Origin of the sequence: Anaeromyxobacter dehalogenans 2CP-1, from assembly GCF_000022145.1 — a bacterium.
GTDB classification, from domain to species: Bacteria; Myxococcota; Myxococcia; order Myxococcales; family Anaeromyxobacteraceae; genus Anaeromyxobacter; species Anaeromyxobacter dehalogenans.
Window position 1 is genome coordinate 1,383,018 of sequence record NC_011891.1, and the last position, 21,943, is coordinate 1,404,960.

The 21,943-nt window shown below is 75.7% G+C and carries 25 protein-coding genes; 12 read left to right on the forward strand and 13 right to left on the reverse strand.

Translation table 11 applies throughout. The annotated features are described in order from the left end of the window. Positions 1-80: 80 nt before the first annotated feature. The 8 genes from A2CP1_RS06150 (at position 81) to A2CP1_RS06185 (ending at position 7,082) form a co-directional block, all read left to right on the forward strand. Positions 81-536, forward strand: coding sequence for a DUF503 domain-containing protein (locus tag A2CP1_RS06150; RefSeq protein ID WP_012632557.1), 456 nt, complete (start codon positions 81-83; stop codon positions 534-536). After that, positions 533-952, forward strand: a complete 420-nt coding sequence (gene rbfA / locus A2CP1_RS06155) for a 30S ribosome-binding factor RbfA (protein ID WP_012632558.1) — start codon at positions 533-535, stop codon at positions 950-952. Before A2CP1_RS06150 ends, rbfA begins: the two co-directional genes overlap by 4 nt. 7 nt (positions 953-959) lie before the next feature. Then, on the forward strand, positions 960-1,901 hold the full coding sequence (gene truB, locus A2CP1_RS06160; protein ID WP_012632559.1) for a tRNA pseudouridine(55) synthase TruB: 942 nt from the start codon (positions 960-962) through the stop codon (positions 1,899-1,901). A gap of 108 nt (positions 1,902-2,009) precedes the next feature. Continuing rightward, entirely contained in the window at positions 2,010-2,279 is a 270-nt protein-coding gene (gene rpsO, locus A2CP1_RS06165; protein WP_011420164.1) for a 30S ribosomal protein S15, read from the forward strand. Positions 2,280-2,552: 273 nt separating this feature from the next. Then, complete coding sequence (pnp, locus tag A2CP1_RS06170; protein WP_012632560.1) at positions 2,553-4,718, forward strand: polyribonucleotide nucleotidyltransferase; 2,166 nt, start codon at positions 2,553-2,555, stop codon at positions 4,716-4,718. Between the two features lie 25 nt (positions 4,719-4,743). Then, positions 4,744-5,187, forward strand: a complete 444-nt coding sequence (gene dut, locus A2CP1_RS06175; protein WP_012525226.1) for a dUTP diphosphatase — start codon at positions 4,744-4,746, stop codon at positions 5,185-5,187. A 16-nt stretch (positions 5,188-5,203) separates the two neighbouring features. Further along, positions 5,204-6,523 (forward strand): adenylosuccinate lyase, encoded by a 1,320-nt coding sequence (gene purB, locus A2CP1_RS06180; protein WP_012632561.1) that lies wholly within the window; start codon positions 5,204-5,206, stop codon positions 6,521-6,523. 28 nt (positions 6,524-6,551) lie between these two features. Beyond that, complete coding sequence (locus A2CP1_RS06185) at positions 6,552-7,082, forward strand: hypothetical protein (RefSeq protein WP_012632562.1); 531 nt, start codon at positions 6,552-6,554, stop codon at positions 7,080-7,082. Positions 7,083-7,105: 23 nt separating this feature from the next. Here the strand turns inward: A2CP1_RS06185 and A2CP1_RS06190 are convergent, their stop codons facing one another. Further along, positions 7,106-8,911, reverse strand: coding sequence for a sensor histidine kinase (locus tag A2CP1_RS06190; RefSeq protein WP_012632563.1), 1,806 nt, complete (start codon positions 8,909-8,911; stop codon positions 7,106-7,108). Between the two features lie 201 nt (positions 8,912-9,112). After that, positions 9,113-10,072, reverse strand: coding sequence for a phosphoribosylaminoimidazolesuccinocarboxamide synthase (locus A2CP1_RS06195; protein WP_012632564.1), 960 nt, complete (start codon positions 10,070-10,072; stop codon positions 9,113-9,115). 53 nt (positions 10,073-10,125) lie between these two features. Here A2CP1_RS06195 and A2CP1_RS06200 point away from each other — a divergent pair, with 53 nt between their 5' ends. Further along, complete coding sequence (locus A2CP1_RS06200; protein WP_245529996.1) at positions 10,126-10,911, forward strand: RNA methyltransferase; 786 nt, start codon at positions 10,126-10,128, stop codon at positions 10,909-10,911. Here A2CP1_RS06200 and A2CP1_RS06205 read toward each other — a convergent pair. From A2CP1_RS06205 to A2CP1_RS06255, 11 genes are all read right to left on the reverse strand, one after another. Beyond that, the gene (locus A2CP1_RS06205) at positions 10,908-11,204 is read right to left on the reverse strand and encodes a hypothetical protein (protein WP_012525232.1); all 297 of its coding nucleotides are present in this window, start codon (positions 11,202-11,204) and stop codon (positions 10,908-10,910) included. The genes A2CP1_RS06200 and A2CP1_RS06205 overlap by 4 nt on opposite strands. Before the next feature lie 66 nt (positions 11,205-11,270). Continuing rightward, positions 11,271-12,464, reverse strand: a complete 1,194-nt coding sequence (locus tag A2CP1_RS06210) for a S1C family serine protease (RefSeq protein WP_012632566.1) — start codon at positions 12,462-12,464, stop codon at positions 11,271-11,273. A gap of 170 nt (positions 12,465-12,634) precedes the next feature. After that, entirely contained in the window at positions 12,635-12,946 is a 312-nt protein-coding gene (locus tag A2CP1_RS06215) for a hypothetical protein (RefSeq protein WP_012632567.1), read from the reverse strand. A gap of 95 nt (positions 12,947-13,041) precedes the next feature. Continuing rightward, positions 13,042-13,671, reverse strand: coding sequence for an HAD family hydrolase (locus A2CP1_RS06220; protein WP_012632568.1), 630 nt, complete (start codon positions 13,669-13,671; stop codon positions 13,042-13,044). Between the two features lie 30 nt (positions 13,672-13,701). Then, entirely contained in the window at positions 13,702-14,655 is a 954-nt protein-coding gene (locus A2CP1_RS06225) for an HD-GYP domain-containing protein (protein WP_012632569.1), read from the reverse strand. Next, entirely contained in the window at positions 14,652-15,020 is a 369-nt protein-coding gene (locus tag A2CP1_RS06230) for a response regulator (RefSeq protein WP_245529997.1), read from the reverse strand. The genes A2CP1_RS06225 and A2CP1_RS06230 overlap by 4 nt, the downstream gene beginning before the upstream one ends. Positions 15,021-15,087: 67 nt before the next feature. Continuing rightward, the gene (locus A2CP1_RS06235) at positions 15,088-15,741 is read right to left on the reverse strand and encodes a molybdenum cofactor biosynthesis protein MoaE (protein WP_012632571.1); all 654 of its coding nucleotides are present in this window, start codon (positions 15,739-15,741) and stop codon (positions 15,088-15,090) included. A 31-nt stretch (positions 15,742-15,772) separates the two neighbouring features. Next, complete coding sequence (locus A2CP1_RS06240) at positions 15,773-16,828, reverse strand: M50 family metallopeptidase (RefSeq protein ID WP_012632572.1); 1,056 nt, start codon at positions 16,826-16,828, stop codon at positions 15,773-15,775. Next, positions 16,825-17,379, reverse strand: a complete 555-nt coding sequence (gene amrA, locus A2CP1_RS06245; protein ID WP_012632573.1) for an AmmeMemoRadiSam system protein A — start codon at positions 17,377-17,379, stop codon at positions 16,825-16,827. Before amrA ends, A2CP1_RS06240 begins: the two co-directional genes overlap by 4 nt. Then, positions 17,376-17,798 (reverse strand): NUDIX domain-containing protein, encoded by a 423-nt coding sequence (locus A2CP1_RS06250; RefSeq protein ID WP_012632574.1) that lies wholly within the window; start codon positions 17,796-17,798, stop codon positions 17,376-17,378. The genes amrA and A2CP1_RS06250 overlap by 4 nt, the downstream gene beginning before the upstream one ends. A gap of 70 nt (positions 17,799-17,868) precedes the next feature. After that, a complete protein-coding gene (locus A2CP1_RS06255) occupies positions 17,869-19,077 on the reverse strand; it encodes a hypothetical protein (RefSeq protein ID WP_012632575.1) in 1,209 nt (402 codons plus the stop codon). A gap of 159 nt (positions 19,078-19,236) precedes the next feature. Here A2CP1_RS06255 and A2CP1_RS06260 point away from each other — a divergent pair, with 159 nt between their 5' ends. From A2CP1_RS06260 to A2CP1_RS06275, 3 genes are all read left to right on the forward strand, one after another. Further along, positions 19,237-19,494 carry a hypothetical protein gene (locus A2CP1_RS06260; RefSeq protein ID WP_012632576.1) on the forward strand — a complete coding sequence of 86 codons (258 nt, stop codon included), beginning with the start codon at positions 19,237-19,239 and terminating at the stop codon, positions 19,492-19,494. Positions 19,495-19,634: 140 nt separating this feature from the next. After that, entirely contained in the window at positions 19,635-20,177 is a 543-nt protein-coding gene (locus A2CP1_RS06265) for a beta-class carbonic anhydrase (RefSeq protein ID WP_012632577.1), read from the forward strand. Between the two features lie 628 nt (positions 20,178-20,805). Next, a complete protein-coding gene (locus A2CP1_RS06275) occupies positions 20,806-21,909 on the forward strand; it encodes an HNH endonuclease (RefSeq protein ID WP_041450455.1) in 1,104 nt (367 codons plus the stop codon). Positions 21,910-21,943: the final 34 nt, after the last annotated feature.

Sequence of the window (21,943 nt, forward strand, 5' to 3'; positions counted from 1 at the left end):
CCGCGTCGGGACCGCGCGCGCCGGATGGCCGCGCGTCCCGGCCCCCCGCGCCCGGGCCAGGGCACGCGCCGGAGGCGGACATGTTCGTCGGAGTCCTCAGGCTGACGTTGCACCTCCCGGAGCCCGGCTCGCTCAAGTCGAAGCGGCACCTGATCCGCTCCGCCCTCGACCGGGTGCGCGCCAAGTTCAACGTGTCGATCTCGGAGGTCGCCGAGAACGACCTGTGGCAGCGGAGCGTGGTGGGCGTGGCCGCGGTCGGGAACGAGCACGGCTTCGTGAACGAGGTGCTCGACAAGGTGGCCGACTTCGTCGGCTCGATGCACGGCGGGCAGATCCTGGTCACCGCGCGCGACATCGAGATCGTCCCGTACGGCGACGGCATCGGCGAGGGCGCCATGCGCACGCTGGCGGAGGCCGAGGGCGCGCCGTCGTGGGGCGACGAGGACGCCCGCGAGCAGGAGCCGCGCTTCCCGAGGCCGCGGCCGCGGCCGCGCGAGGACGACGAGCACCAGGACGAGGGAGACGACGAGCCGTGACCACCCACAACCGCCCCGCCCGCGTGGCCGAGGAGTTCCGGCACGAGCTCTCCGCGATCCTGGCGCGTGGCCTGAAGGACCCGCGCATCACCGGGTTCGTGACCGTGACCGGGTCGAAGATGTCGCCCGACCTGAAGGAGGCCACGGTGTACGTGTCCATCCACGGCGACGAGCGCGTGCGCAAGGACACCTTCGCCGGGCTGCAGGCGGCCGCCGGCTTCCTGCAGCGCGAGGTGTCGCGGGCGCTGCGGCTGCGCAACACCCCGCACCTGCGCTTCGTGTACGACGAGTCGGTCGCGCGCGGCGACCGCATCGAGCGGCTGCTGCGCGAGGCGCGCACGCAGGGGCAGGCGGCGCCGGCCCCGGACGTCGAGCCCGCCCCGGGCGCGGCGCCGGACGACGAGGCAGAGGAGTAGCCGCCGCGTGCGCCCGGGCGTGCTCGTGGTGGACAAGCCCGCCGGCCCCACCAGCTTCGAGGTGGTGCGCCGGATCCGGCGCGCGCTCGGCGCGGCGCGGGCGGGCCACGCCGGCACGCTCGACCCGGCCGCCACCGGCGTGCTGGCGATCTGCGTCGAGGACGGCGTGAAGCTGCAGCAGTTCCTGTCCGACGGCGACAAGGCCTACGACGCCGCCGTGGCGTTCGGCGCGGCCACGAGCACCGAGGACGCGGACGGCGAGGTGACCGCGCGCGGCGACGCCTCGGCGCTGACCGAGGACGCCCTGCGCGCCGCGCTCGCCGGGCTCACCGGCGACATCGAGCAGGTCCCCCCGATGTACTCGGCGGTCCGGGTGGGCGGGCGGCGCCTGCACGAGGTGGCCCGCGCCGGGGAGACGGTGGACCGCACGCCGCGGCGGGTGCGCGTGCACGCGCTCGAGCTGGGCGGGCTCGACGCCGCGCCCGGGCCGGACGGCCTGCGGCGCGCCCGGGTGGCGGTGCGCTGCGGGAAGGGCACCTACGTCCGCACGCTCGCGGCCGACCTGGGCCGGGCGCTCGGCGTTCCCGCGCACCTCGCGGCCCTGCGCCGCACCATGGCGAGCGGGTTCGACCTCTCGCGCGCCATCGGCCTGGAGGACGCGGAGGCGCTCGCGCGCGACCACGGGCGCGAGGCGCTGGCGGAGCGGATCGTTCCCATGGCGGACGCGCTGGGCGCGCTCGGCGCCATCCGGCTGGGAGAGCGCGAGGCGTGGGATCTCGTGCACGGGCGCCCGGTGCCCCGGCCGCCCGGGGCCCCCGGCGTGGTGCGCGCGCTGGCGCCGGACGGCCGCCTGGTCGCCGTGTGCGCGCCGGGCGAGGGGCGCCTGCGGACCCTGCGCGTGTTCCTGGGCCCCTCCGACCTCCGGGCGGGCCCCGCCCAGAATCGTTGACTCCCCCGCCGCGATCGCTTAAGACCGCGCATTCACGACGCTCACTGCGGCCCGAGGCGCGCGCCTTCGCCCCCGCGGCGGTGAGCGATACAGACGAAAGGAACGGCTATGGCGCTCGTCCAGGAGAAGAAGCAGGAGCTCGTGCAGAAGTACAAGCGGCACGAGAAGGACACGGGCTCTCCCGAGGTGCAGGTGGCGCTGCTCAGCGAGCGGATCGCCTACCTGACCGAGCACTTCAAGACGCACAAGAAGGACCACCACAGCCGCCGCGGCCTGCTGAAGCTGGTCGGCCAGCGCCGGCGCCTGCTCGACTACCTCCGGACCATCGATCAGGGTCGATACAAGACGCTCATCGACCAGCTCGGCATCCGCAAGTAGCGGCGGTCGGGACGGCGCCCCGGTCGAACGGCCGGGGCGCTGGCGCTTCCGGGCAAGGGAGCGCATTCGCAGTGTGAAGTGAACGCGCCCGCAGGACCGGGCCGCGCGAGGGACGCCGAGGGCGCTTCCGTTTCCGACTGGGCCGCCTCTCCACGAGAGGCGGCGGAGTGAGGAACAGAGGCACCTTCGAAGGCCCGAGGGCGAACCGGCCCCGCGGGACCAGCGGGACGAACGCGGCCGCAGCGCGGCCGGCGCGCCCCGAGGAAGGTGCACATGACGCCCATCCAGAAGACCGCCACGGTCGGCGGCAAGGACATCCTGCTCGAGACCGGCAAGGTCGCGAAGCAGGCGCACGGCTCGGTCTGGGTCCGCCTCGGCGACTCGATCGTGCTCGTCACCGCGGTGTCCGCCGCGGAGAAGAAGGAAGGCATCGACTTCTTCCCGCTGACGGTGGACTACCAGGAGAAGCTGTTCGCCGCGGGCCGTGTCCCCGGCAGCTTCTTCCGCCGCGAGGGCCGCCCCACCGAGAAGGAGACGCTGACCTCGCGTCTGGTGGACCGGTCCTGCCGGCCGCTGTTCGCCGAGGGCTACTCCAACGAGACGCAGGTCATCGCGACCGTCATCTCCTTCGACCAGGAGAACGACACCGACGTGCTCGCGCTCACCGGCGCGTCCGCGGCGCTCCACATCTCGGACATCCCGTTCGGCGGCCCGATCGCCGGCGTCCGCGTCGCCCGCGTGGGCGGCCAGCTCGTGGCGAACCCGACGCTGGCCCAGCGCGCCGAGGCCGACCTCGACGTGGTGATGGCCGCCTCCCGCGACGCCATCGTGATGGTGGAGGGCGGCGCGCAGGAGGTGTCCGAGGCGGTGATGATCGAGGCGCTGCTGTTCGGGCAGGCCGCGGTCCAGCCGCTGCTCGACGCCCAGGACGCGCTCCGCGCGGCGACCGGCAACAAGGCGCGCCGCGCCTTCGAGCCGCCCAAGAACGACGTCGAGCTGCGCGCCAAGGTGAAGGCCCTCACCTGGGAGAAGGTGAAGGAGGCCTACGGCCGCAACGAGAAGCACGACCGGTACGGCCGGCTCTCGGAGATCAAGAAGGAGCTCCTCCAGGCCCTCAAGGACGAGGCGGCCGGCGACGCGGCGAAGCTCGCGACCATCGCCCTCCGCGAGAAGGAGATCAAGGGCTACTACGAGGACGTGAAGTACGACTACATGCGCAAGATGATCACGGATGAGCGCCGCCGCATCGGCGGCCGCGGCATGGCCGACATCCGCAAGATCACCTGCGAGGTGGGGCTGCTCCCGCGCGTTCACGGCTCGTCGCTGTTCACCCGCGGCGAGACGCAGGCGCTGGTGGCCACCACGCTCGGCACCGCCGAGGACGAGCAGCGCGTCGAGATGCTCACCGGCATGGTCTTCAAGAAGTTCATGCTGCACTACAACTTCCCGCCGTTCTCCGTCGGCGAGGTGAAGTTCCTGCGCAGCCCGGGCCGCCGCGAGATCGGCCACGGCGCGCTGGCCGAGCGCGCGCTCCGCGCGGTGATGCCGCCCGAGGACCAGTTCCCCTACACGGTCCGCGTCGTCTCCGACATCATGGAGTCGAACGGCTCGTCGTCGATGGCGTCGGTGTGCGGCGGCTGCCTCTCGCTGATGGACGCCGGCGTGCCCATCAAGGCGCCGGTGGCCGGCATCGCCATGGGCCTCATCAAGGAGGGCGAGAAGATCGCCATCCTCTCCGACATCCTCGGGGACGAGGATCACCTCGGCGACATGGACTTCAAGGTCTGCGGCACCGCCGCGGGCATCACCTCGATCCAGATGGACATCAAGATCGGCGGCGTGACCCGCGACATCCTCGAGCAGGCGCTCGCGCAGGCCGCCGAGGGCCGCAAGCACATCCTGGGCGAGATGGCGAAGGCGCTCTCCGCGCCGCGCGGCAGCATCAGCGCCTACGCGCCGCGCATCACGACCATCAAGATCCGGCCGGAGCGCATCAAGGACATCATCGGCCCCGGCGGCAAGACCATCAAGGACATCACCGCCCGCACCGGCACCTCGATCAACATCGAGGACGACGGCTCGGTCTCCATCGCGTCCCCGAACCAGGACAAGGTGGAGGAGGCGATCAAGATGATCCGCGGCCTCACCCAGGAGGCGGAGGTCGGCCGCATCTACCTCGGCACGGTCCGCAAGATCGCCGAGTTCGGCGCCTTCGTGGAGATCTTCCCGGGCACCGACGGCCTCATCCACATCTCCGAGCTCTCCGACAAGCGCGTGAAGAGCGTCTCCGACGTCCTCTCCGAGGGCGAGGAGGTGATGGTGAAGGTCATCTCGGTGGATCGCTCCGGGAAGATCCGCCTCTCGCGCAAGGAGGCCCTCGCCGACAGCGCCAAGAAGTCCGAGGGCACCGAGCCGCCGAAGGGCGAGCCGGCCAAGTAGGCCGCGAGGGGCCGCGAGGACGCCGATGCCCGTGACCGTCCGAGTCCGCCGCGTCGGCCATCGCGGCCCCCCGCTCGATCTCCCCCGCTACGAGTCCGCCGGCGCCGCAGGCCTCGACCTGCGCGCCGACGAGCCGTTCACGCTCGCCCCGGGCGAGCGGCGGGTGGTCCCGACCGGCCTCGCGCTGGAGCTGCCGCCCGGCCACGAGGGCCAGGTGCGGCCGCGCTCCGGCCTGGCCGCGCGCCACGGCGTCGGCATGGTGAACGCGCCGGGCACCATCGACGCGGACTACCGCGGCGAGGTGGGGGTCATCCTGGTGAACCACGGGCAGGCGCCGGTGGCGTTCGCCCGCGGCGATCGCATCGCCCAGCTCGTGATCGCGCCCGTGGTCCGGGCCGAGCTCGAGCTGGTGGACGCGCTGAGCGACAGCGACCGAGGCGCCGGCGGCTTCGGCTCGACCGGCCAGTAGCCTCACGGAGGACGCCATGATCCCGCGCTACACCCGGCCCGACATGGGCCGCATCTGGACTTCCGAGCACCGCTTCCGCATCTGGCTCGACGTGGAGCTGGCCGCGTGCGAGGCGATGGTGCGCCTGGGCGAGGTGCCGCCCGAGGACTTCGAGGCGCTCCGCAAGGCGTTCGCCGGCTTCGAGTTCACCGCCGCGGACGTGGCCCGCATCGACGAGATCGAGCGGACCGTGAAGCACGACGTGATCGCCTTCCTCACGTTCGTGGAGGAGAAGGGCGGCCCGGCCGCGCGCCACCTGCACAAGGGCATGACCTCGTCGGACGTGCTCGACACGACGCTCGCGGTGCAGCTCCGCGACGCGAGCCGGCTGCTGCTCGCCGGCGTGGACCGGGTGCTCGCCGCGGTCCGCAAGCGGGCCTTCGAGCACCGGCGCACGCCGATGGTGGGCCGGAGCCACGGCATCCACGCCGAGCCGATCACGTTCGGGCTGAAGCTCGCCGGCTGGTACGACGCCTGGACCCGCCGCCGCGCCGCGCTGGCCCGCGCCGCCGAGGGGGTGGCGGTCGGCAAGATCTCCGGCGCGGTGGGCACGTTCGCGAACGTGGACCCGCGGGTGGAGGCGTTCGTGATGGAGAAGGTCGGCCTCGCCGGCGGCGAGGGCGCGGCCACGCAGGTCGTGAACCGCGACCGCCACGCCGAGCTGTTCACCGCGCTGGCGCTCTGCGGCGCCACGCTGGAGCAGCAGGCGGTCGAGGTCCGGCACCTGCAGCGCACCGAGGTGCGCGAGGCGGAGGAGCCGTTCACCGCCGGGCAGAAGGGCTCCTCGGCCATGCCGCACAAGCGCAACCCCATCCTCTCCGAGAACCTCACCGGCCTGGCCCGGCTGCTGCGCGGCTACGCGCTCGCCGCCATGGAGGACGTGGCGCTCTGGCACGAGCGCGACATCAGCCACTCCTCGGTGGAGCGGGTGATCGGGCCGGACGCGACCATCGCGCTCGACTTCGCGCTGCACCGCTTCGCGGGGATGATCGAGAACCTGCGCGTGTACCCCGAGCGCATGCGCGAGAACCTGGACCTCACCGGCGGGCTGTACGAGGCGCAGCGCGTGCTGCTGGCGCTGGTCGGCAAGGGCGTGGCCCGCCAGCAGGGCTACGTGTTCGTCCAGCGCAACGCGATGAAGGTCTGGGAGGAGAAGGTGGACTTCCGGACTGCGCTGAAGCGCGACCCCGACGTGAGCCGGCTGCTCACGGCCGACGAGGTCGACGCCTGCTTCGCGCTCGACTACCACCTGAAGCACGTGGACACCATCTTCCGCCGGGTGTTCGGCGAGGCCTGAGCCGCGCCGCGCCGGGGAGGGCCCGCGCATGCTCCGCCTGGAGGAGTCGGTCGGCGCGCTCCACGTGACCTCGCGGCTGGCGCGGCCGCGCGCGCTGGCCGTGCTCGCGGCCGTGCTGCTCGCCCCGGCCTGGGCGGCGCGCGCCGCGCTCCCGCTGCTCGCGGGCGCGCTGGCGGCCGCGGCGGCGCTGCTGGTGGTCCTGGGCGGGCGGGCGGTCCGTGCCCGCGTCGCCGGCGGGCTCGTCTCGGTGCGCCCGGCGGCGCCGTTCGCGGCGGCCGTGACGCGCCCGCTCGCCGGGTACGGCGCCGCGGAGGTGGAGACCGTGGCGGACGCGCGCCGCCGCCGCGCCGAGGCGCTGGCGCGCGGCTACGCCGCGCGCGCCGGCGCGGAGCTCCCGAGCTGGCTCGCCCCGCGCAGCACGCCGGGCACGCACGACCACCTGAGGCGGATCGTGCTCCGGCCGGTGGGCGCGGGCGAGCCGCTGGCGGTGACCGCCTGGCTGCCCCCGGAGGACGACCTCGAGCCGCTGCGCCGCGCGCTCTCCGACCGGCTCGCCTGAAGCTCGGGGCGCGCCGGCGCGCCTCAGCGCCGCGGCAACGTGAACCGGAACGTGCTCCCCGCGCCGAGCCGGCTCTCGACCTCGATGCGCCCGCCGTGCGCCTCCACGAGCCCCTTCGCGATGGACAGGCCCAGCCCGCTGCCGCGCCGCGAGCCGCTCTTCCAGTAGCGGTCGAAGACGCGCCGGAGCTGCGCCGGGGCGATGCCGGGCCCGTCGTCGCGCACCTCCACCCGCGCCTCGGTGGGCGCCAGCGTGGCGCGCACGGTGACGTGCCCGCCGCGCGGGGTGAACTGGAGCGCGTTCCCGACCAGGTTCGAGAGCACCTGCAGGATCCGCTCGCGGTCGCACGGCACCGGCTCCCGCGCGCCGCCGGTGTCGGCGCCGAGCGCGATGCCGCGCTCCAGGGCCAGCGGCGAGAGCCCGGCCAGCGCCTCCTCGACCACCGCGTCGAGCGGCTCGGGCCGGGGCTCCACGACGAGCCGGCCCGCGTCGATGCTGGACAGGTCGAGCAGCTCGCGGATGAGCCGGTCCATCCGGGCGGCGGAGCGCTGGATGGTCTCGGCGTGCCGCCGCAGGCGGGGCGCGGCGCCGCTGCGCAGCAGCAGCGCCGAGGAGAGGTAGATCGCCTCCAGCGGGTTCTTCAGGTCGTGCGAGACGATCGCGAGGACGTCGTCGCGCGCGCGGATGGCCCGCTGTGCCTCGTCGTAGAGCCGCGCGTTGTCCATGGCCACGCCGGCGCGGCGCCCCAGCTCCTCCGCCATGGCGAGGTCCTCCGGGCCGTAGCGCCGGTCGACGCGGCTGGCCACCAGCGTGATCGTCCCGAGCGTGCGGCCGCGGGCCGAGAGCGGCACCACCATCGCCGAGCAGGTCTCGAGCGCGCGGTCGGCGGCGAGCGCGTCGGAGTCGCGCCCGAGGGCGTCGAGCAGCGAGGCGGGCAGCTCCGGGTACAGCTCGGAGCGCCCGGTCCGCATCACCGCCGGCGCCCCGGAGGGCGCGTCCGGCTCGGGGGGGAAGCGCCGGCGCCAGGCGGCGGACAGCTCCGCGCGCGCCGGATCGACGTGGGCGACCACCACCGGCGGCGCGCCGCCGGCGAGCCCCTCGGGCAGCTCCACCCAGCACCAGTCGGCCACGCCCGCCACCGCCAGCCGCGCCACCGAGGCGAGCGTCTCCTCCCAGTCGAGCGACGACGCGAGCAGCGCGCTCGCCTCGCCCAGGAACGCCGCCCGCCGGTGCGCGCCCTCCGCCTCCGCGCGCGCGGCCCGCTCCGACTCGTAGAGCCGTGCCCGCGCCAGCGCCTGGGCCGCCACCCGCGCCAGCACCGCCAGGAAGATCCGCTCCTCCTCGTCGAAATGCCGCCGCGCGTGGAACACGAGCGCGAGCGCCCCGAGGCAGCGCCCCTCCGCCTCGAGCGGCACCGCCGCCAGCGCCAGCTCCGGGAGCCGCTCCATGCGCGCGCGCGGGAACCGCTCGGCCAGCTCCCGGCGGCTGCCCAGGTACTGCGCCTCGCAGGCCACCATGCTCCCGGACACCGGCCCGGCGCCGCGCTCCAGCGGCAGGATCTCCAGGCGCGCCCGCTCCTCCTCGGGGAGTCCGGCCGCGTGGACGAGGCGCGCCACCCCGCCGGCGCGCTCGACCAGCCACAGCGCGCCCTCCTGCGCCGCCACGGCGTCGAGCGTCCGCTCGACCAGCGCGCGCGCCACGTCGCCGCGGGTGACGGCGCGCGAGAGCGCGGCGGTGATGGCCTGGAGCTGCCCGGTGCGCGACGGGTGTCCCGGGGTCGCGGCGTTGAGGAGGGGCGCGTGCGCCCGGCCCTGGAGCCCTGCGCGCATCGCAGCACCTGTAGCCCGGCGCGCGGGCCGGTGCCGCGCGCGCTGGCCGGGCAATCGGGGTCCGGCGCGATCCCGGGGCACCCCGCCGGCCGCCTCGTCACGGGGCGGGCGGCGGAGCGCCTCCCGGCGCGCGGGCGCGGGCCCGGCGCCACTCCGCTGCGGGGCGGCCGGCCGGGGAGCGGCCGCCGGCCCCGGCGAGGCTCAGGCGAGGTGACCCGTGGCGCGGAGGTTCCGCTCGATGCGGGCGGCGACCGAGCCGACCTCCGACGCGAACGTCTCGCCGGTGAGCTTCTCGAAGACCTCGACGTACTTGCGCGCCAGCATCACCCGCACGTCGTCGGTGAGCGGGGGCGGGGTGCCGTGCCCGGAGAACCCGTGCTCCTTGATGAGCCACTGCCGGATGTTCTCCTTGTCCAGCATCTCCTGGTCCTCGCCCCGCGCGAAGCGCTCCTCGTAGCCGTCCGCCACCCAGTAGCGCGAGCTGTCCGGGGTGTGGATCTCGTCGATGACCACCAGCTTGCCGTCGGCGATCCCCATCTCGTACTTCGTGTCCACGAGGATGAGGCCGCGCGTCCGCGCCCACTCCTGGCCGCGCTGGAACAGCCGCCGCGCGACGGCGGTGGCCTCCTTCCAGACGTCCGGCGTCACCAGACCCTGCTTCAGGATCTCGGCCTCGCCGATGGGCTCGTCGTGCTTGCCGTACTCGGCCTTGGTCGAGGGCGTGATGATGGGCTGGTCGAACCGCTGGTCCTTGCGCAGCCCGGCCGGCCAGGAGATGCCGTAGTCGGCCTTGCCGGCCTGGTAGTCGCGCCAGAGCGAGCCGGTGACGTAGCCGCGGATGACGATCTCGATGGGCAGCGCCTTGGCGCGCTTCACCACCATCACGCTCGGATCCGGCACCTCGACGATGTGCGTCGGCGCGATGTCCTTCACCTTGTCGAACCAGAACGCGGTGAGCCGCGACAGCACCTCGCCCTTGAACGGGATGGTGCCGAGCACGTGGTCGAAGGCCGAGATCCGGTCGGTCGTGACCATGACGATCCGGTCGCCGCGGCTGTAGTTGTCGCGGACCTTCCCCCGGTACAGCTCGCCGAGACCGGGGAGGTCGAGCTGCTGGAGGGTGTGCGGGAGCTGGGCCCGCAGCTTGTCGTCGGGGATCATGGGCGGGATGTTATACGTGGCGGGCGCACATGCACCCGGGAAAAATCCGCCTCGTGCTCCACCGGCCGCAGAGCGCCGACAACGTCGGCGCCGCCGCCCGGGTGATGAAGAACTTCGGCCTGTCCCGCCTGGTGGTGGTGGCCCCGGCGGCCTGGGGCGGGCCGCCGCGCACCCCCGGAACGGGCGCGGTCACCGCCCGCGACGACGTGCTCGCCCGCGCGCGACGGATGGCCCGGAAGGCCTCGGACCTGCTCGACGGGGCCGAGATCCACCCCGACCTCCGCTCGGCCATCGGCCCGGCGACCTGGGTGTGCGGCACGACCTCCCGCGCGGTGGAGGGGCGGCCCTGGCTCGAGCCGCGCGGCCTGGCGGCCGAGCTGGTCCGGCGCTCCGAGCAGGGCGAGGTGGCGGTGGTGTTCGGCGAGGAGCGCCGCGGGCTGTCCGACGCCGAGCTGGAGCTGTGCCAGGCCGTCTGCACCATCCCCACGGCCGCCGCCTACGACTCGATGAACCTGGCGCAGGCGGTGGCAGTGGTCGCGTACGAGGTGGCGCGCGCGGCGCCGCCGGCCGGCGCGGCGCCCGCGGAGGCGCCGCCCGGACGCGGCGGCGATGCGCCGGCCCGCATCGAGACCGTGGAGGCGCTGTGGGCGCGCGCGCAGGCGGTCCTCGGCGCCGCGGGGTACCTGAACCCGCAGAACCCGGAGCACATCCTGGCGGACTTCCGGCGGCTGCTCGCGCGCGCCGACCCGACGCAGCGCGAGGTCGAGCTGCTCCTCGGGGCGCTGCGATCGCTGGAGCGTGCGCTGCGGCTGCCGCCGCGCGGCGACGGAACGGCCTAGGCCGCGGGAGCCGCCTCGGCGCCCTGGTTCTTCTTGCGCGACTTCTTCCACGCGGTGAAGTGCTCCTCGCACAGGCCGTGCTGGAACACCTTCTTCTTGCACTCCGGCTTGGAGCAGGCGATCCAGCGGGCCGGCTTCGCCTCGAGCTCGCCGCGGCGGAACTTCTTGTAGTGGAAGAAGCAGAGGCCCTTCGCACGGTACGCGCGCTTGCAGCCGGCGATGGTGCAGCTCTTCTTGCCGCCGCCCTTCGCGGCGGGGGCCTTCTTCTTGGTCTTCGTGGTCGTCTCGGCCATAGAGGGGCGGTGGTTACCAGACCCGCGGCCGGAGCGCAACAGCGCGGGGGCCGCGGCCGGCCCGGATCACTCGCCCAGCACCTGCCGCGCCTCGGCCCGGGCCTGCTCGTGGACCGGCACCTCCGCGAGCAGCACCTTCTGCGTCCGCTCCGGGTTGCCGGCGCGCCGGAGGCGCAGCTCCACCTCGCGCCCCACGCCGGCGGTCGAGACGTACCAGCGCAGGCGCGAGGGGGTGTGCACCGCGTGCCCCTGGATCGAGATGATCACGTCGCCCGGGCGCAGCCCCGCGACGGCGGCCGGGCCGCCGGCCGCCACCTCGGTGATCTCCACGCCGCCGGGCGGGACGCCCTGCTGCGGGGTGAGCTCGCGGACCGACACGCCCATCCAGCTCCGCACCACCCGCCCGCGTTCGCGGAGCTGGCCGACGATCTCCTTCGCCATGTTGATGGGGATGGCGAAGCCGATCCCCTGACCGGTGGCGTTGACGGCGGTGGCGATCCCGACCACCTCGCCGCGCAGGTTGAGGAGCGGGCCGCCGGAGTTCCCCGGGTTGATGGACGCGTCGGTCTGGATGAAGTCGTAGGTGCCAGGCCGTCCCACCGGCGAGATGTCGTTGCGGCCGGTGTGGCTGATGATGCCGAGCGTGACGGAGTGGTCGAGGCCGAACGGGCTCCCGATGACCATCACCCACTCCGCCACGGTGATCCGGTCGGAGTCGCCCAGCGGCACCACCGGCAGCGGCCGCGGCGCGTCCACCTTGAGGAGCGCCACGTCCGACTCCCCGTCGAGCCCCACCACGCGCGCGGCCAGCCGGGGGACGCCGCCCCCCAGGTCCACCTCGACGCGGTCGGCGCCCTCCACCACGTGGGCGTTGGTGAGCACCCAGCCGTCGCGCTGGATCACGAAGCCCGAGCCGATCCCGCGCCGCGGCCCGTCGTGCAGCTTGTCGAACAGCTCCCGCAGGCCGTCGTCGCTGCCCTGCCCCTGCGGTGGCTCGGGCTGGAGCGTCACCACCCCGACCACCGCCGGGATGGCCGCCTCGGCGAGCCGGGAGAGATCGGGGAGCCCCGCCATCGCCTGCGGCGGCGGCGCGGGGGCCCGCGCGGCCTCGGTGTAGAGCGCGCCGCGCGCGCTCGCCCCGGCGGACGCCGCCACGGGTGAAGCCGCCGCCGCGGGGGCCGCGGGGGCCGCCCCGCCCGCGCCGGGCGCGGGGCCCGCGACCAGCTGCACCGCCGCCAGCAGCACCGTCCAGCCCGACATGGCCACCTCCGCCCGCGCAGGCGCGAGCTCCCGATCCAAGGTGGGGCGGCGGCGACGAGGTGCGCAAGAAGGCGCACCCGCGTGTCAGGGCGCGGACCCGGGCCAGCGCCGGGCGGACGGGCGGCGGGTCGCCCGGTGCGACGCTCGCGCGGGCGGCGGGGGAGGGGAGGTCAGCGTCCGTCGAGGTGCTCGGCCACGATGCGGTCGAGCGCCCGGCGGTCCGCCTCGGTGTGGCCCTCGGTCGGCCGGGCCGGGGTCCCGCCACGCCCCGGCTGCTGCCGGGCCTGCGCGGGCGGCCGCGGGGGCGGCGCCTTCGCGGGCGCGGTGCCCTTCATCTCGGCCCAGGTCCGGTCCACGAACTCCGACGGGGTCCGCGCGGCCTTCCAGCGGTCGCCCAGCGTGCGCCCGCCGAACGGCACGAACGCCCACACCGCGGCCAGCGCGGCGCCGGCGACGGCGAGCTTCAGCAGGAGCTTCAGCATGGGACTCCGGGTAGCACGGCCGCGGGGTCGCGGCGAGTTTTCGGAGCCCCGCCGCGCGGTCCGGGCGGCGCCGCCGCGCGACCGCGCCGCCGCCCTCACGCGAGCCACGGGACCAGCTCCGCGGCGCTCTCGACCAGCACCGTCGCGCCCGCGTCGAGGAGCGCGGCGCGGCTGCGCAGGCCCCAGCCCACCGCGACCATCTGCACCCCCGCGGCGCGGGCCGTCGCGACGTCCACCGGGCTGTCCCCCACGAACACCGTCTCGGCGTCGGTGGCGCCCACGCGCGACTGGATGATGCGGACGCCCTCCGGGTCCGGCTTGCGCGGCGCCTCGTCCCCGCCGACCACCACCGCGAAGCGGCCCAGCAGCCCGAGCCCGTCGAGGATCCGGCGGGCCATCGCGCCGGGCTTGTTGGTGTGCACCGCCAGCGTGCGGCCGGCCCCGGCGAGCGCCGCGGCGAGCCCGGGGTACGTGCGGGTGGCGTCGAGGCAGTGGACCTCGTAGTGCGCGCGCCAGGCCGCGAGCGCCGGCTCGAGCCGCTCCGCGTGCGGGCCGAGCGCGCGCTCGAGGAGCACCCGCGCGCCCTCGCCCACGAAGCCGCGGATCTCGTCCGTCGTGCGCGGCGGCAGGCCCACCGTGGCGAGCGCGTGGTTCACCGAGGCGGCGAGGTCGTCGAGCGAGTCGACCAGCGTGCCGTCGAGATCGAGGATGGCGAGGCGCGGCATGGCGGCGGCGAGTCTACACCCGCCCCGCGCTCACGCGGCGCTCTCGGCGCTCCCGGCGGGCGGGAGCGCGCCACGGCGGCGGAGCACCGCGAGCAGCGCGTCGTGCACCGCGGGATCGAGCTGCGCCCCGCGAAGCTCCGCCAGCACGCCGGCCGCCGCGCCCGGCGCGAGCGCCGCCTGGTAGGGCCGGTCGGACGTGCAGGCGTCCCAGGTGTCGGCGGCGTTCACGATGCGCGCGGCCAGCGGGATGTCGCCGCCCGCCAGCCGGTCGGGGTAGCCGGCGCCGTCCCAGCGCTCGTGGTGGCAGCGGATGGCGGGGAGGGCCTCGCGCAGGAACGCGACGCCGCCCACGATCTCCGCGCCGATGCGCGGGTGCTCGCGCATGAGCGCCATCTCCTCGGCGGTGAGCGGCACCGGCTTCGCGAGCACGTGGTCGGGGATGCCGATCTTGCCCACGTCGTGCAGCACGCCGCCGTACTCGAGCGCGAGCAGCGCCTGCGGGCCGAGCCCCAGCTCGCGGCCGATCTCGACGGCCAGCTCGGCCACCCGCTGCGAGTGGCCGCGCGTGTACGGGTCCTTCGCGTCGATGGCCGAGGCCAGGCTGCGGATCGTGTCGAGGTAGCCGCGCTCCAGCGCCGCCACCAGGCGGCGGTTCTCGGCGTCGTAGCCCGCCAGCTCGCGCGACATGTGGTTGAACGCGTGCGCGAGGTCGCCCAGCTCGTCGCGGCTGCGCACCGCGAGCTGCCGGCCGAAGCGGCCGCGCGCGATCTCGAGCGCGCCCTGCACGCTGGCGCGGATCGGCTCGGTGAACCGGCGCGCCACGAAGGCCGAGAGGATCGCCGAGAGCGCCGCCGACCCGAGCACCGCCGCGGCCGGCGCCGCGCCCAGCCCGCCCCGGTCCTGCACCAGGACCACCGCCAGGACCGCGGTGGGCAGCGCGCTCGCCGCCAGCATCGAGAGGAACAGCGTCCGGAACACCCTCATCGCGCCCGCACCGCCCGCTCGAGCGCGCGCGCCAGCGCCTTGCGCGTCACCGGCTTCTCCAGCACCACCTCGGCGGCGTCGGCGCCCTCCACCCCGCGGACGCTGCGGCCGCTGATGGCGGTCAGGAGGACGGCCGGGGCGCGCGAGCCGGCCTCGCGGATGGCGCGGAGCGCGTCCAGCCCGGAGAGCCGCGGCATGAGGAAGTCGAGGACGAGCAGGTCGGGCGCCTCGCGGGCCGCCAGCTCCACCGCCTCCGGCCCGCTCCCGGCCGCGACCACCTCGTGGCCGAGCTCGGCGAGCAGGTCGGCGACCATGGTCCGGACCAGCCGGTCGTCGTCTGCGATGAGGACCTTCACGCGCCGCACCTGGAGCGCGGAGGATAGCACGCCGCCCCGGCGCCGCCGGGGCGCGGGCGGGCGCCCGGCGCGCGCGTCACGGGCCCAGGCCCACCCACTCCGACCCGTCCTCGTACACCTCGCGCTTCCAGATGGGGACGTCCTGCTTCAGCCGCTCGATGCACGCCTCGCAGGCCCGGAACGCCGGGGTGCGGTGCGGGGCGGCGCAGGCGATCACCACCGCCGCCTCGCCGGGCGCGAGCACGCCCACCCGGTGCACGATGGCGACCTGCACCCCGTGCTCGCGGCCGACCGCCTCGCCGATGGCGGCGAGCGTCCGCTCCGCCATGGCCGGGTAGGCCTCGTACTCGAGCCGCAGCACGCGGCGGCCGCGCGTCGCGTCGCGCACCGTGCCGGTGAACGTCACGATCCCGCCCAGCCCCGGCCCGGACACCGCGTCTACCACCTCGGTGAGCGTCAGCGGGCGATCCACCACCTTGAAGACCGGCGCGCCGCCCGCCACCGGCGGGATGAGCGCCACCTCGGCGCCGTCGCGGACCGCGTCGCCGTCGTCGGCGAACGCCTGGTCCACCGAGATGCGGCAGCGCGGCAGGATCCGCGCGAGCGCCGGGTGCGCCGCGGCGAGGACGCGCCGCAGGTCGGCGACGGTGGCGGGGACCTCGGCGAGCGTCTCGCGCGAGGTGCCGGCCGCGTCGCGGGCGCCGGCGAAGTAGAGGACGTGGACGGGCATGGAGGGAGCGTAGCGCGCCGGGAGGCCCGGTTCAGCGCCCGCGCAGGCGGGCCAGGTCGCCGAAGACGGTGACCGCGAGGAGGAGCCCGACGAGCGCCACGAAGCCGATGAGGTGCAGCGCGTTCTCCACCCGCGCGTTCACCCGCCGCCGCGTGACGATCTCGTAGCCCAGGAACACCAGGCGCCCGCCGTCGAGCGCCGGGATGGGGAAGAGGTTCAGCAGGGCCAGCGCCACCGAGATGGTCCAGACCAGGGTGAAGAAGCGCTCCACGCCCTCGTGCGCGCCGCGCACCAGCTCCTGCGCGATGCCCACCGGCCCGGACAGCTCCGCCTTCTGCCTGCCGGAGAACGCCTGGCCGAACGCGGCCAGCTGGCCGCCGAGCTGCGCGTTGGTGCGCGCGAACCCGTCGGCGAGCGCGCCGAGCGCGCCGCGCCGAACCAGCACGTCGTGCTGCCGGAAGCCGACCCGGCCCACCCCGTCGTCGTCCTCCGGCGTGATGGGCAGCGCGAGCCGCTGCGCCGCTGCGCCCTCGCCACGCTCCACGTCGAGCACGATGCGCCGGCCGGGGTGGCGCTGGAGCTGACCGACGAGGTCGGTCCAGCGCTCGACCGGCTGCCCGTCCACCGCGGCGATCCGGTCTCCGGGGCGCAGCCCGGCCACCTCGGCCGGCTTCCCCGGCACCAGCGCGCCCACCCGCGCCGAGGCGTCGGGCGTGCGCAGCCCCACGCTCGCGAGCAGCGCCGCCGCGATGAGCACCGCGGCCAGGTAGTTCATCGCGGGGCCGGCCAGGATCACCCCGAACCGCCGCCAGGCCGGCTGGTTCGCGTACGCGCCGCGGTCGGCCGGGTCCACGTCCTCGCCCGGCGCCATGCCGGCGATGCGCACGTAGCCGCCGAGCGGCAGCGCGGAGATCGCGAACTCGGTCTCGCCGCGGCGGAAGGAGAGCACCACCGGGCCGAACCCGATGCTGAAGCGCTCGACGCGCATGCCGGAGCGGCGGGCGGCGAGGTAGTGCCCGGCCTCGTGCAGCACGATGAGCAGCGACACCGCCAGGACGGCGGCGATCACGGCGACGGCGGTCGTCAATGCTTGGGCTCCTCGCCGAACTCGTCGGCCTCGAACACCTCGACCTCGGCGTCCGGCTCCTGCCAGGCGCGCGCGGGGAGGCCGGCCTTCAGGCACACGTGCTTCAGGAAGGTGGCCGCGTCCCAGCCGTGCTCGACGGCCACCCTGGGGAGGAGCGCGCCGCGGTGCCAGCCCTGCTTCACCAGGAGGCCGTGCCGCCCTACGTGCAGCTCGCCGGGGTCCGCCATGCGCCGGGGCAGGCCGAGCGCCGACACGGACAGCGTGAGCCGGGCGATCTCCTCCGCCGCGAGCGGCGGGAAGCGCGGATCCTCGTGCGCGGCGGCGACCGCCATCGCGGCCACGGTGGCGGCGAGGCTGCCGGCGGGCTGGAACGTGCCGATGCACCCCCGCAGCTCGCCGTCCACCTCGAGCGTGACGAACGCGCCGCGTCGCTCGCCCAGCGCGCCGTCCTCCGGCAGCGGGCGCGGCGGGGTCAGGCCGAGGTGGGCGAGGATCGCGCCGCGCGCGATGCCGAGCAGGGCGGCGCGGTCGGTGGCGGAGAGCGGGGTCATGGGCGGCGCCGGGCGCCGGTGAGCAGCAGGCGCCGCGCGTCGGCGAGGATCTCGCCGTGGTCGAAGGCGATGGGCGAGGGCAGCGCGTCCCAGGCGAAGGCGCGCGCCTCCTCCGCGTCGTCGGCGCCGGCCGGCTCGCCGGCGGCGCGCCCGATGAACACCGCCGAGAGCGTGTGGCGGCGGGGATCGCGGCGCGGGTCCGAGTACACGTAGACGAGGTCCTCGAGCGTCACCTCGAGGCCGGTCTCCTCGCGCGCCTCGCGGATCGCGGCCGCCTCGAGCGTCTCGCCGGCGTCCACGAAGCCGCCCGGAAGCGCCCAGCCGGGCGGCGGGTACTTGCGGCGCACCATCACCACCCGGTCCCCGGGCAGGAGGATCACCACGTCCACGGTGGGCGACGGACCGGCGGGGGGCGGCACGGTGCAGAGGTAGCGCAGGCCGCCCCGGGGGTCAATTCGCGAGGGGGGCCGGGCGCTTCGGCGCGACGGTTCACCGCGGCGCCACGATGAGCGGCGATCCCGCCTCGCCGGGCGGCGGCGCGCCGGCGTCCGGCCCGGCGGTGGCCGGCGCGGCGGGGGGGAACGCCTTCTCGAGGAGCCGCCGGGCGAACGGGATCTCGCCCGCCGCCCTGCCGGCCACCAGCGCCCGCGCGGCCGCGGCGGCGGCGCGGGCGTTCGCGGCGTCGCCGGCGGCGTCGAGGTGCTCGGCCACCGAGTAGAGGCGGCCCGCCAGCAGCGCGCGCCGCGGCGGCTCGAGGTAGCGGACCACCGCCTCGTCCAGGACGCGCGCCATCTGCTCGGCGCGCTGCCGCTCGTCGAGGTAGAGCGGCGACACCGCCACCTCGTCGAGCCGCGCCGCGACCTCGCGCAGGTAGCCCTCGTCGGCGAGCCAGCCGCGCAGCAGCGGCAGGTCGTGGAGCGCGCCGGATGCCTCGAGGGCGGCGGCCTCCTCCGCGTCCGGGAGCGCGGGGAAGCGCGCCGCCGGATCCGGGAGCGGCGCGGCCGGCCCGAGCTGCGCCAGCCAGAGGTCGCTGCCCTCGGGTACGCGCTGGCCGGTCACCTCGTTGCGCGCGCGGGCCTCGGCCACCAGCGCGTGGGCGCGGGCGCGCTCGATCTCGCCGACGCCCATGGCCGCGCCGCGGTCGAGGATGCCCCGCGCGAACGCGCGCCACTCCTTGCGCCCGAGCAGCGCCACCTGCAGCTCCACCAGTCCGCGCTCGTCGGAGATCACCGCCTGCCCGACCTCGATGCCCTTGCCCGGCACGGCGCGCGAGAGCCACACCGCCCGCTCGCCGCGGCCGTCCACCGCCGAGGCGTAGGCGGGCGGGGGCGGCTCGGCCGGCGCGGGCGCGGCGACCGGCGGCGCGGGCCGCGGCGGCTCCGGGACCTGGACCCCTCGGATGCGCAGGAGGTGCAGCCCGCGCTTCGCCTCCTTGGCGACGTCGCGGGAGGCGTGGCCGGCGAGCGCGGCCAGCACGTCCGCGCGGGGCGCCGCGAGCGCGGCGCGCGAGAGGGCCAGCGCGAGCGGCGCTGGGAGCGTCGCGACCTCCTCCGGCTTCGCGCGGGCCAGCCCGAGCACCAGCCGGGCGGCGCGGCCCACCTCCTCGCGCGGGGCGCCGACGAGCGCCGCGATCTCCTGGCTCTCCACGTTCGGGTCGCGGAGCATGGCCAGCAGGCGGTCGGGGTCGAGGGTCGTCATCGCCGGGCAATCTAGCGGCCGGATCGGGGCGGGTCCACACGACGTCCCCCGGCCGCCCCGGCTGCGACCGTCCTTCGCTTGACACCCTGGCGCACCGGTTCCTAGGCTTCGCGCTCCACGCCGGCCGTCCGCGGCCGCTCACCACCGATGGAGACGACCATGATCCGGATGCTCCTCGCGGCCGCTGCCGCGTTCGCCGTCTTCGCCGCGCAGCCGGCGCTCGCGGACGAGGACGGCTGCAAGAACTGCCCGATGCACAAGTCCGCGCAGGCGGACAAGGGCGACAAGAAGGACGCCAAGGTCGGCTGCCCGTGCGCCGGCGAGGGCAAGGAGTGCAAGTGCGGCGCGAACTGCCAGTGCCCGCACTGCGCCGCCAAGAAGGCCGCCGAGAAGAAGGACGACACCAAGAAGAGCTGAGCGGTTTCGCCGCAGCGCAGCATCGGCGGGCCGCCCCGGCGACGGGGCGGCCCTTCGCGTTCCGGTGGGTTGTCGCCGGCGGGCAGGCGCTCTAACCTGTCCGGCCCGCCCCGGGCCGGGCGAGGCCAGAGAGGAGCCACGTGGCACTGCTCGACGAGATCCTGGAGGACAACCGGAAGGTGGCGGGCCCGGGGAAGGACCCCGGCAGCTACATCGCGCACCGGCACCTGTGCATCGTCACGTGCGTGGATCCGCGGCTGACGCACTTCTTCGGCAGCGCGCTCGGCGTCGAGCGCGGCCACGCGGTGGCGCTCCGCGTGCCCGGCGCGCGCATCGCGCCCGGCTCCGAGCTGATGCGCGCGCTGGCCGCGTCCGTGTACGTGAACGACTGCCAGGAGATCCTGGTCATCCCGCACACCGACTGCGGCGTCGCCAGCGTCGGCGGCACCGAGCTGCGCCGCGTGATGCGCGCCCGCGGCGTGGCCGACGCGGACATCCCGCAGGACCCCGGCGCGTTCTTCGGCCTGGTGCCGGACGTGCGCGAGGGCGCCCGCGAGACGGTGCGCGCCATCCGCGCGTCGCCGTTCCTCCCTCGCCACATCCCCGTGCACGCCGCGCTGATGGACATCCGCACCGGCGCGCTGGAGGTCATCGAGCGCGGGTACGAGCACGTGTTCGGGTAGGGGGGCGGGCGGCTTTGAAGGAGCAGGGGGCGGGGCTTTGAAGGAGCGGGGGGGCTTTTGAAGGCGCGGGGGTGGTCGGGGGCTTTGAGGAGCGGGGGTGGTCGGGGCGGGGCTGACTGGCCGTGGGCGGTACGGCGGGATCGGTTTACGAGAAGCTCTTGGGGCGGGGCGCGGGACGCGCGGGGAGCGGGGGGCGCGGGGCGCGCGGGGCGCGCGGGGCGCGCGGGGGCGCGCGGGGGCGCGCGGGGAGCGCGGGGAGCGCGGGGAGCGGGGGGCGCGCGGGGCGCGCGGGGGCGCGCGGGGGCGCGCGGGGGCGCGCGGGGCGCGCGGGGCGCGCGGGGCGCGCCGGGCGCGCGGGGCGCGCCGGGCGCGCCGGGCGCGCGGGGCGGTCACTGTTAGTGATTGTTTGCGGCCCAACGGGAACGCTCTGGGGGCTTGACGGGCGTTGCGGGCGGGGCGGCGTCCGTCAGCGGAATCGCTGGGGCGCAGGGCTCTGGCGCGCCGGCAGGGCGCGGCTGGGGCGCTGGATGACGAGGCGAGGAGTCGCGAGGCCATGGTTGCGCTCGCGCGTCTGGGGGGATCCTGGTGCGTTTCACGAAGCGCGAAGATCGCGTGCGATGCTTCGTGCATGGACAACGCTGCCGAGTTCACGAAGCGTCTCGTCTTTCTGCTCCGCTCCGAGCGGCATGCGATGGCGGAGTTCCTGGTGGCACTGGCGGAGTTCGATCGGCGCGCGCTGTGGCGGGAGCGCGGGCACACGTCGCTGTTCTCGTTCCTGCGTCGCGAGCTGGGGCTGTCGGCCGGCGCGGCGCAGTACCGGAAGACGGCGGCGGAGCTCATCCGGCGGTACCCGGCGGTCGAGAGCGGGTTGCGGGACGGCAAGCTGTGCCTCTCGTCCGTCTGCGAGCTGGCGAAGGTGGTGACCACCGAGAACTGCGCGGAGGTCCTGCCGCGGTTCTACGGCCTGTCGAGCCGGGATGCGGCGGAGGTGGCTGCTTCGATCCGGCCCGTGGCGAACCCGCCGCGGCGCGAGGTCGTCGTGCCGGTGCGGGCGGTCTCTGCACCGGCGATCGGGACGGCGCCTGCTGCGGAGCCGATTCTATTTCGGGCGCCCGAACTGAATGTACCCAGTCGAGTCGAGGCCGCGGCTCACTCCGAGTCCGCTCGCAGTGAGGCTCTCGTAGAGTCCGCTCGCAGTGAGCCTGTCGAACTGCGAGCGGTGTCCGCTGCCCCGAAGCCCAGCACCGTCGACTGGCTCGACTCCGACCAGGCGCGCATGCACCTCACGGTGTCCAAGGCGTTCCTGAAGAAGCTCGACGCCGCGCGTGACGCGCTCTCGCATTCGATGCCCGGCGCCTCCCGCGAGAACGTCCTCGAGGCGGCGCTCGACCTGCTCATCGCCGAGCGCGGCCGGCGGAAGGGGCTCACGGCGAAGCCGCGGAAGGACCCTCGCCCCTCCACGCGCCCGGACCACGTCCCGGCCCACGTCCGCCGCGAGGTCTGGGCCCGCGACGGCGGACGATGCACCTTCGTCCTGGCGTCGGGCGCGACGTGCGGGGCCACGCACCGGCTCGAGCTCGACCACCTCGTGCCCCGGGCGCGCGGCGGGGCCTCCACCGCGGACAACCTCCGGATCCGTTGCCGGGGGCACAACCTCGAGGAGGCGCGGCGCATCCTCGGCGACACGCTCATGGACGCGTATGCCCCGCGCGCTCGCGGCGGGTCGGCATGAGGCGGCGGTCTCACCTCGCGGCGTCGGCGCGGCG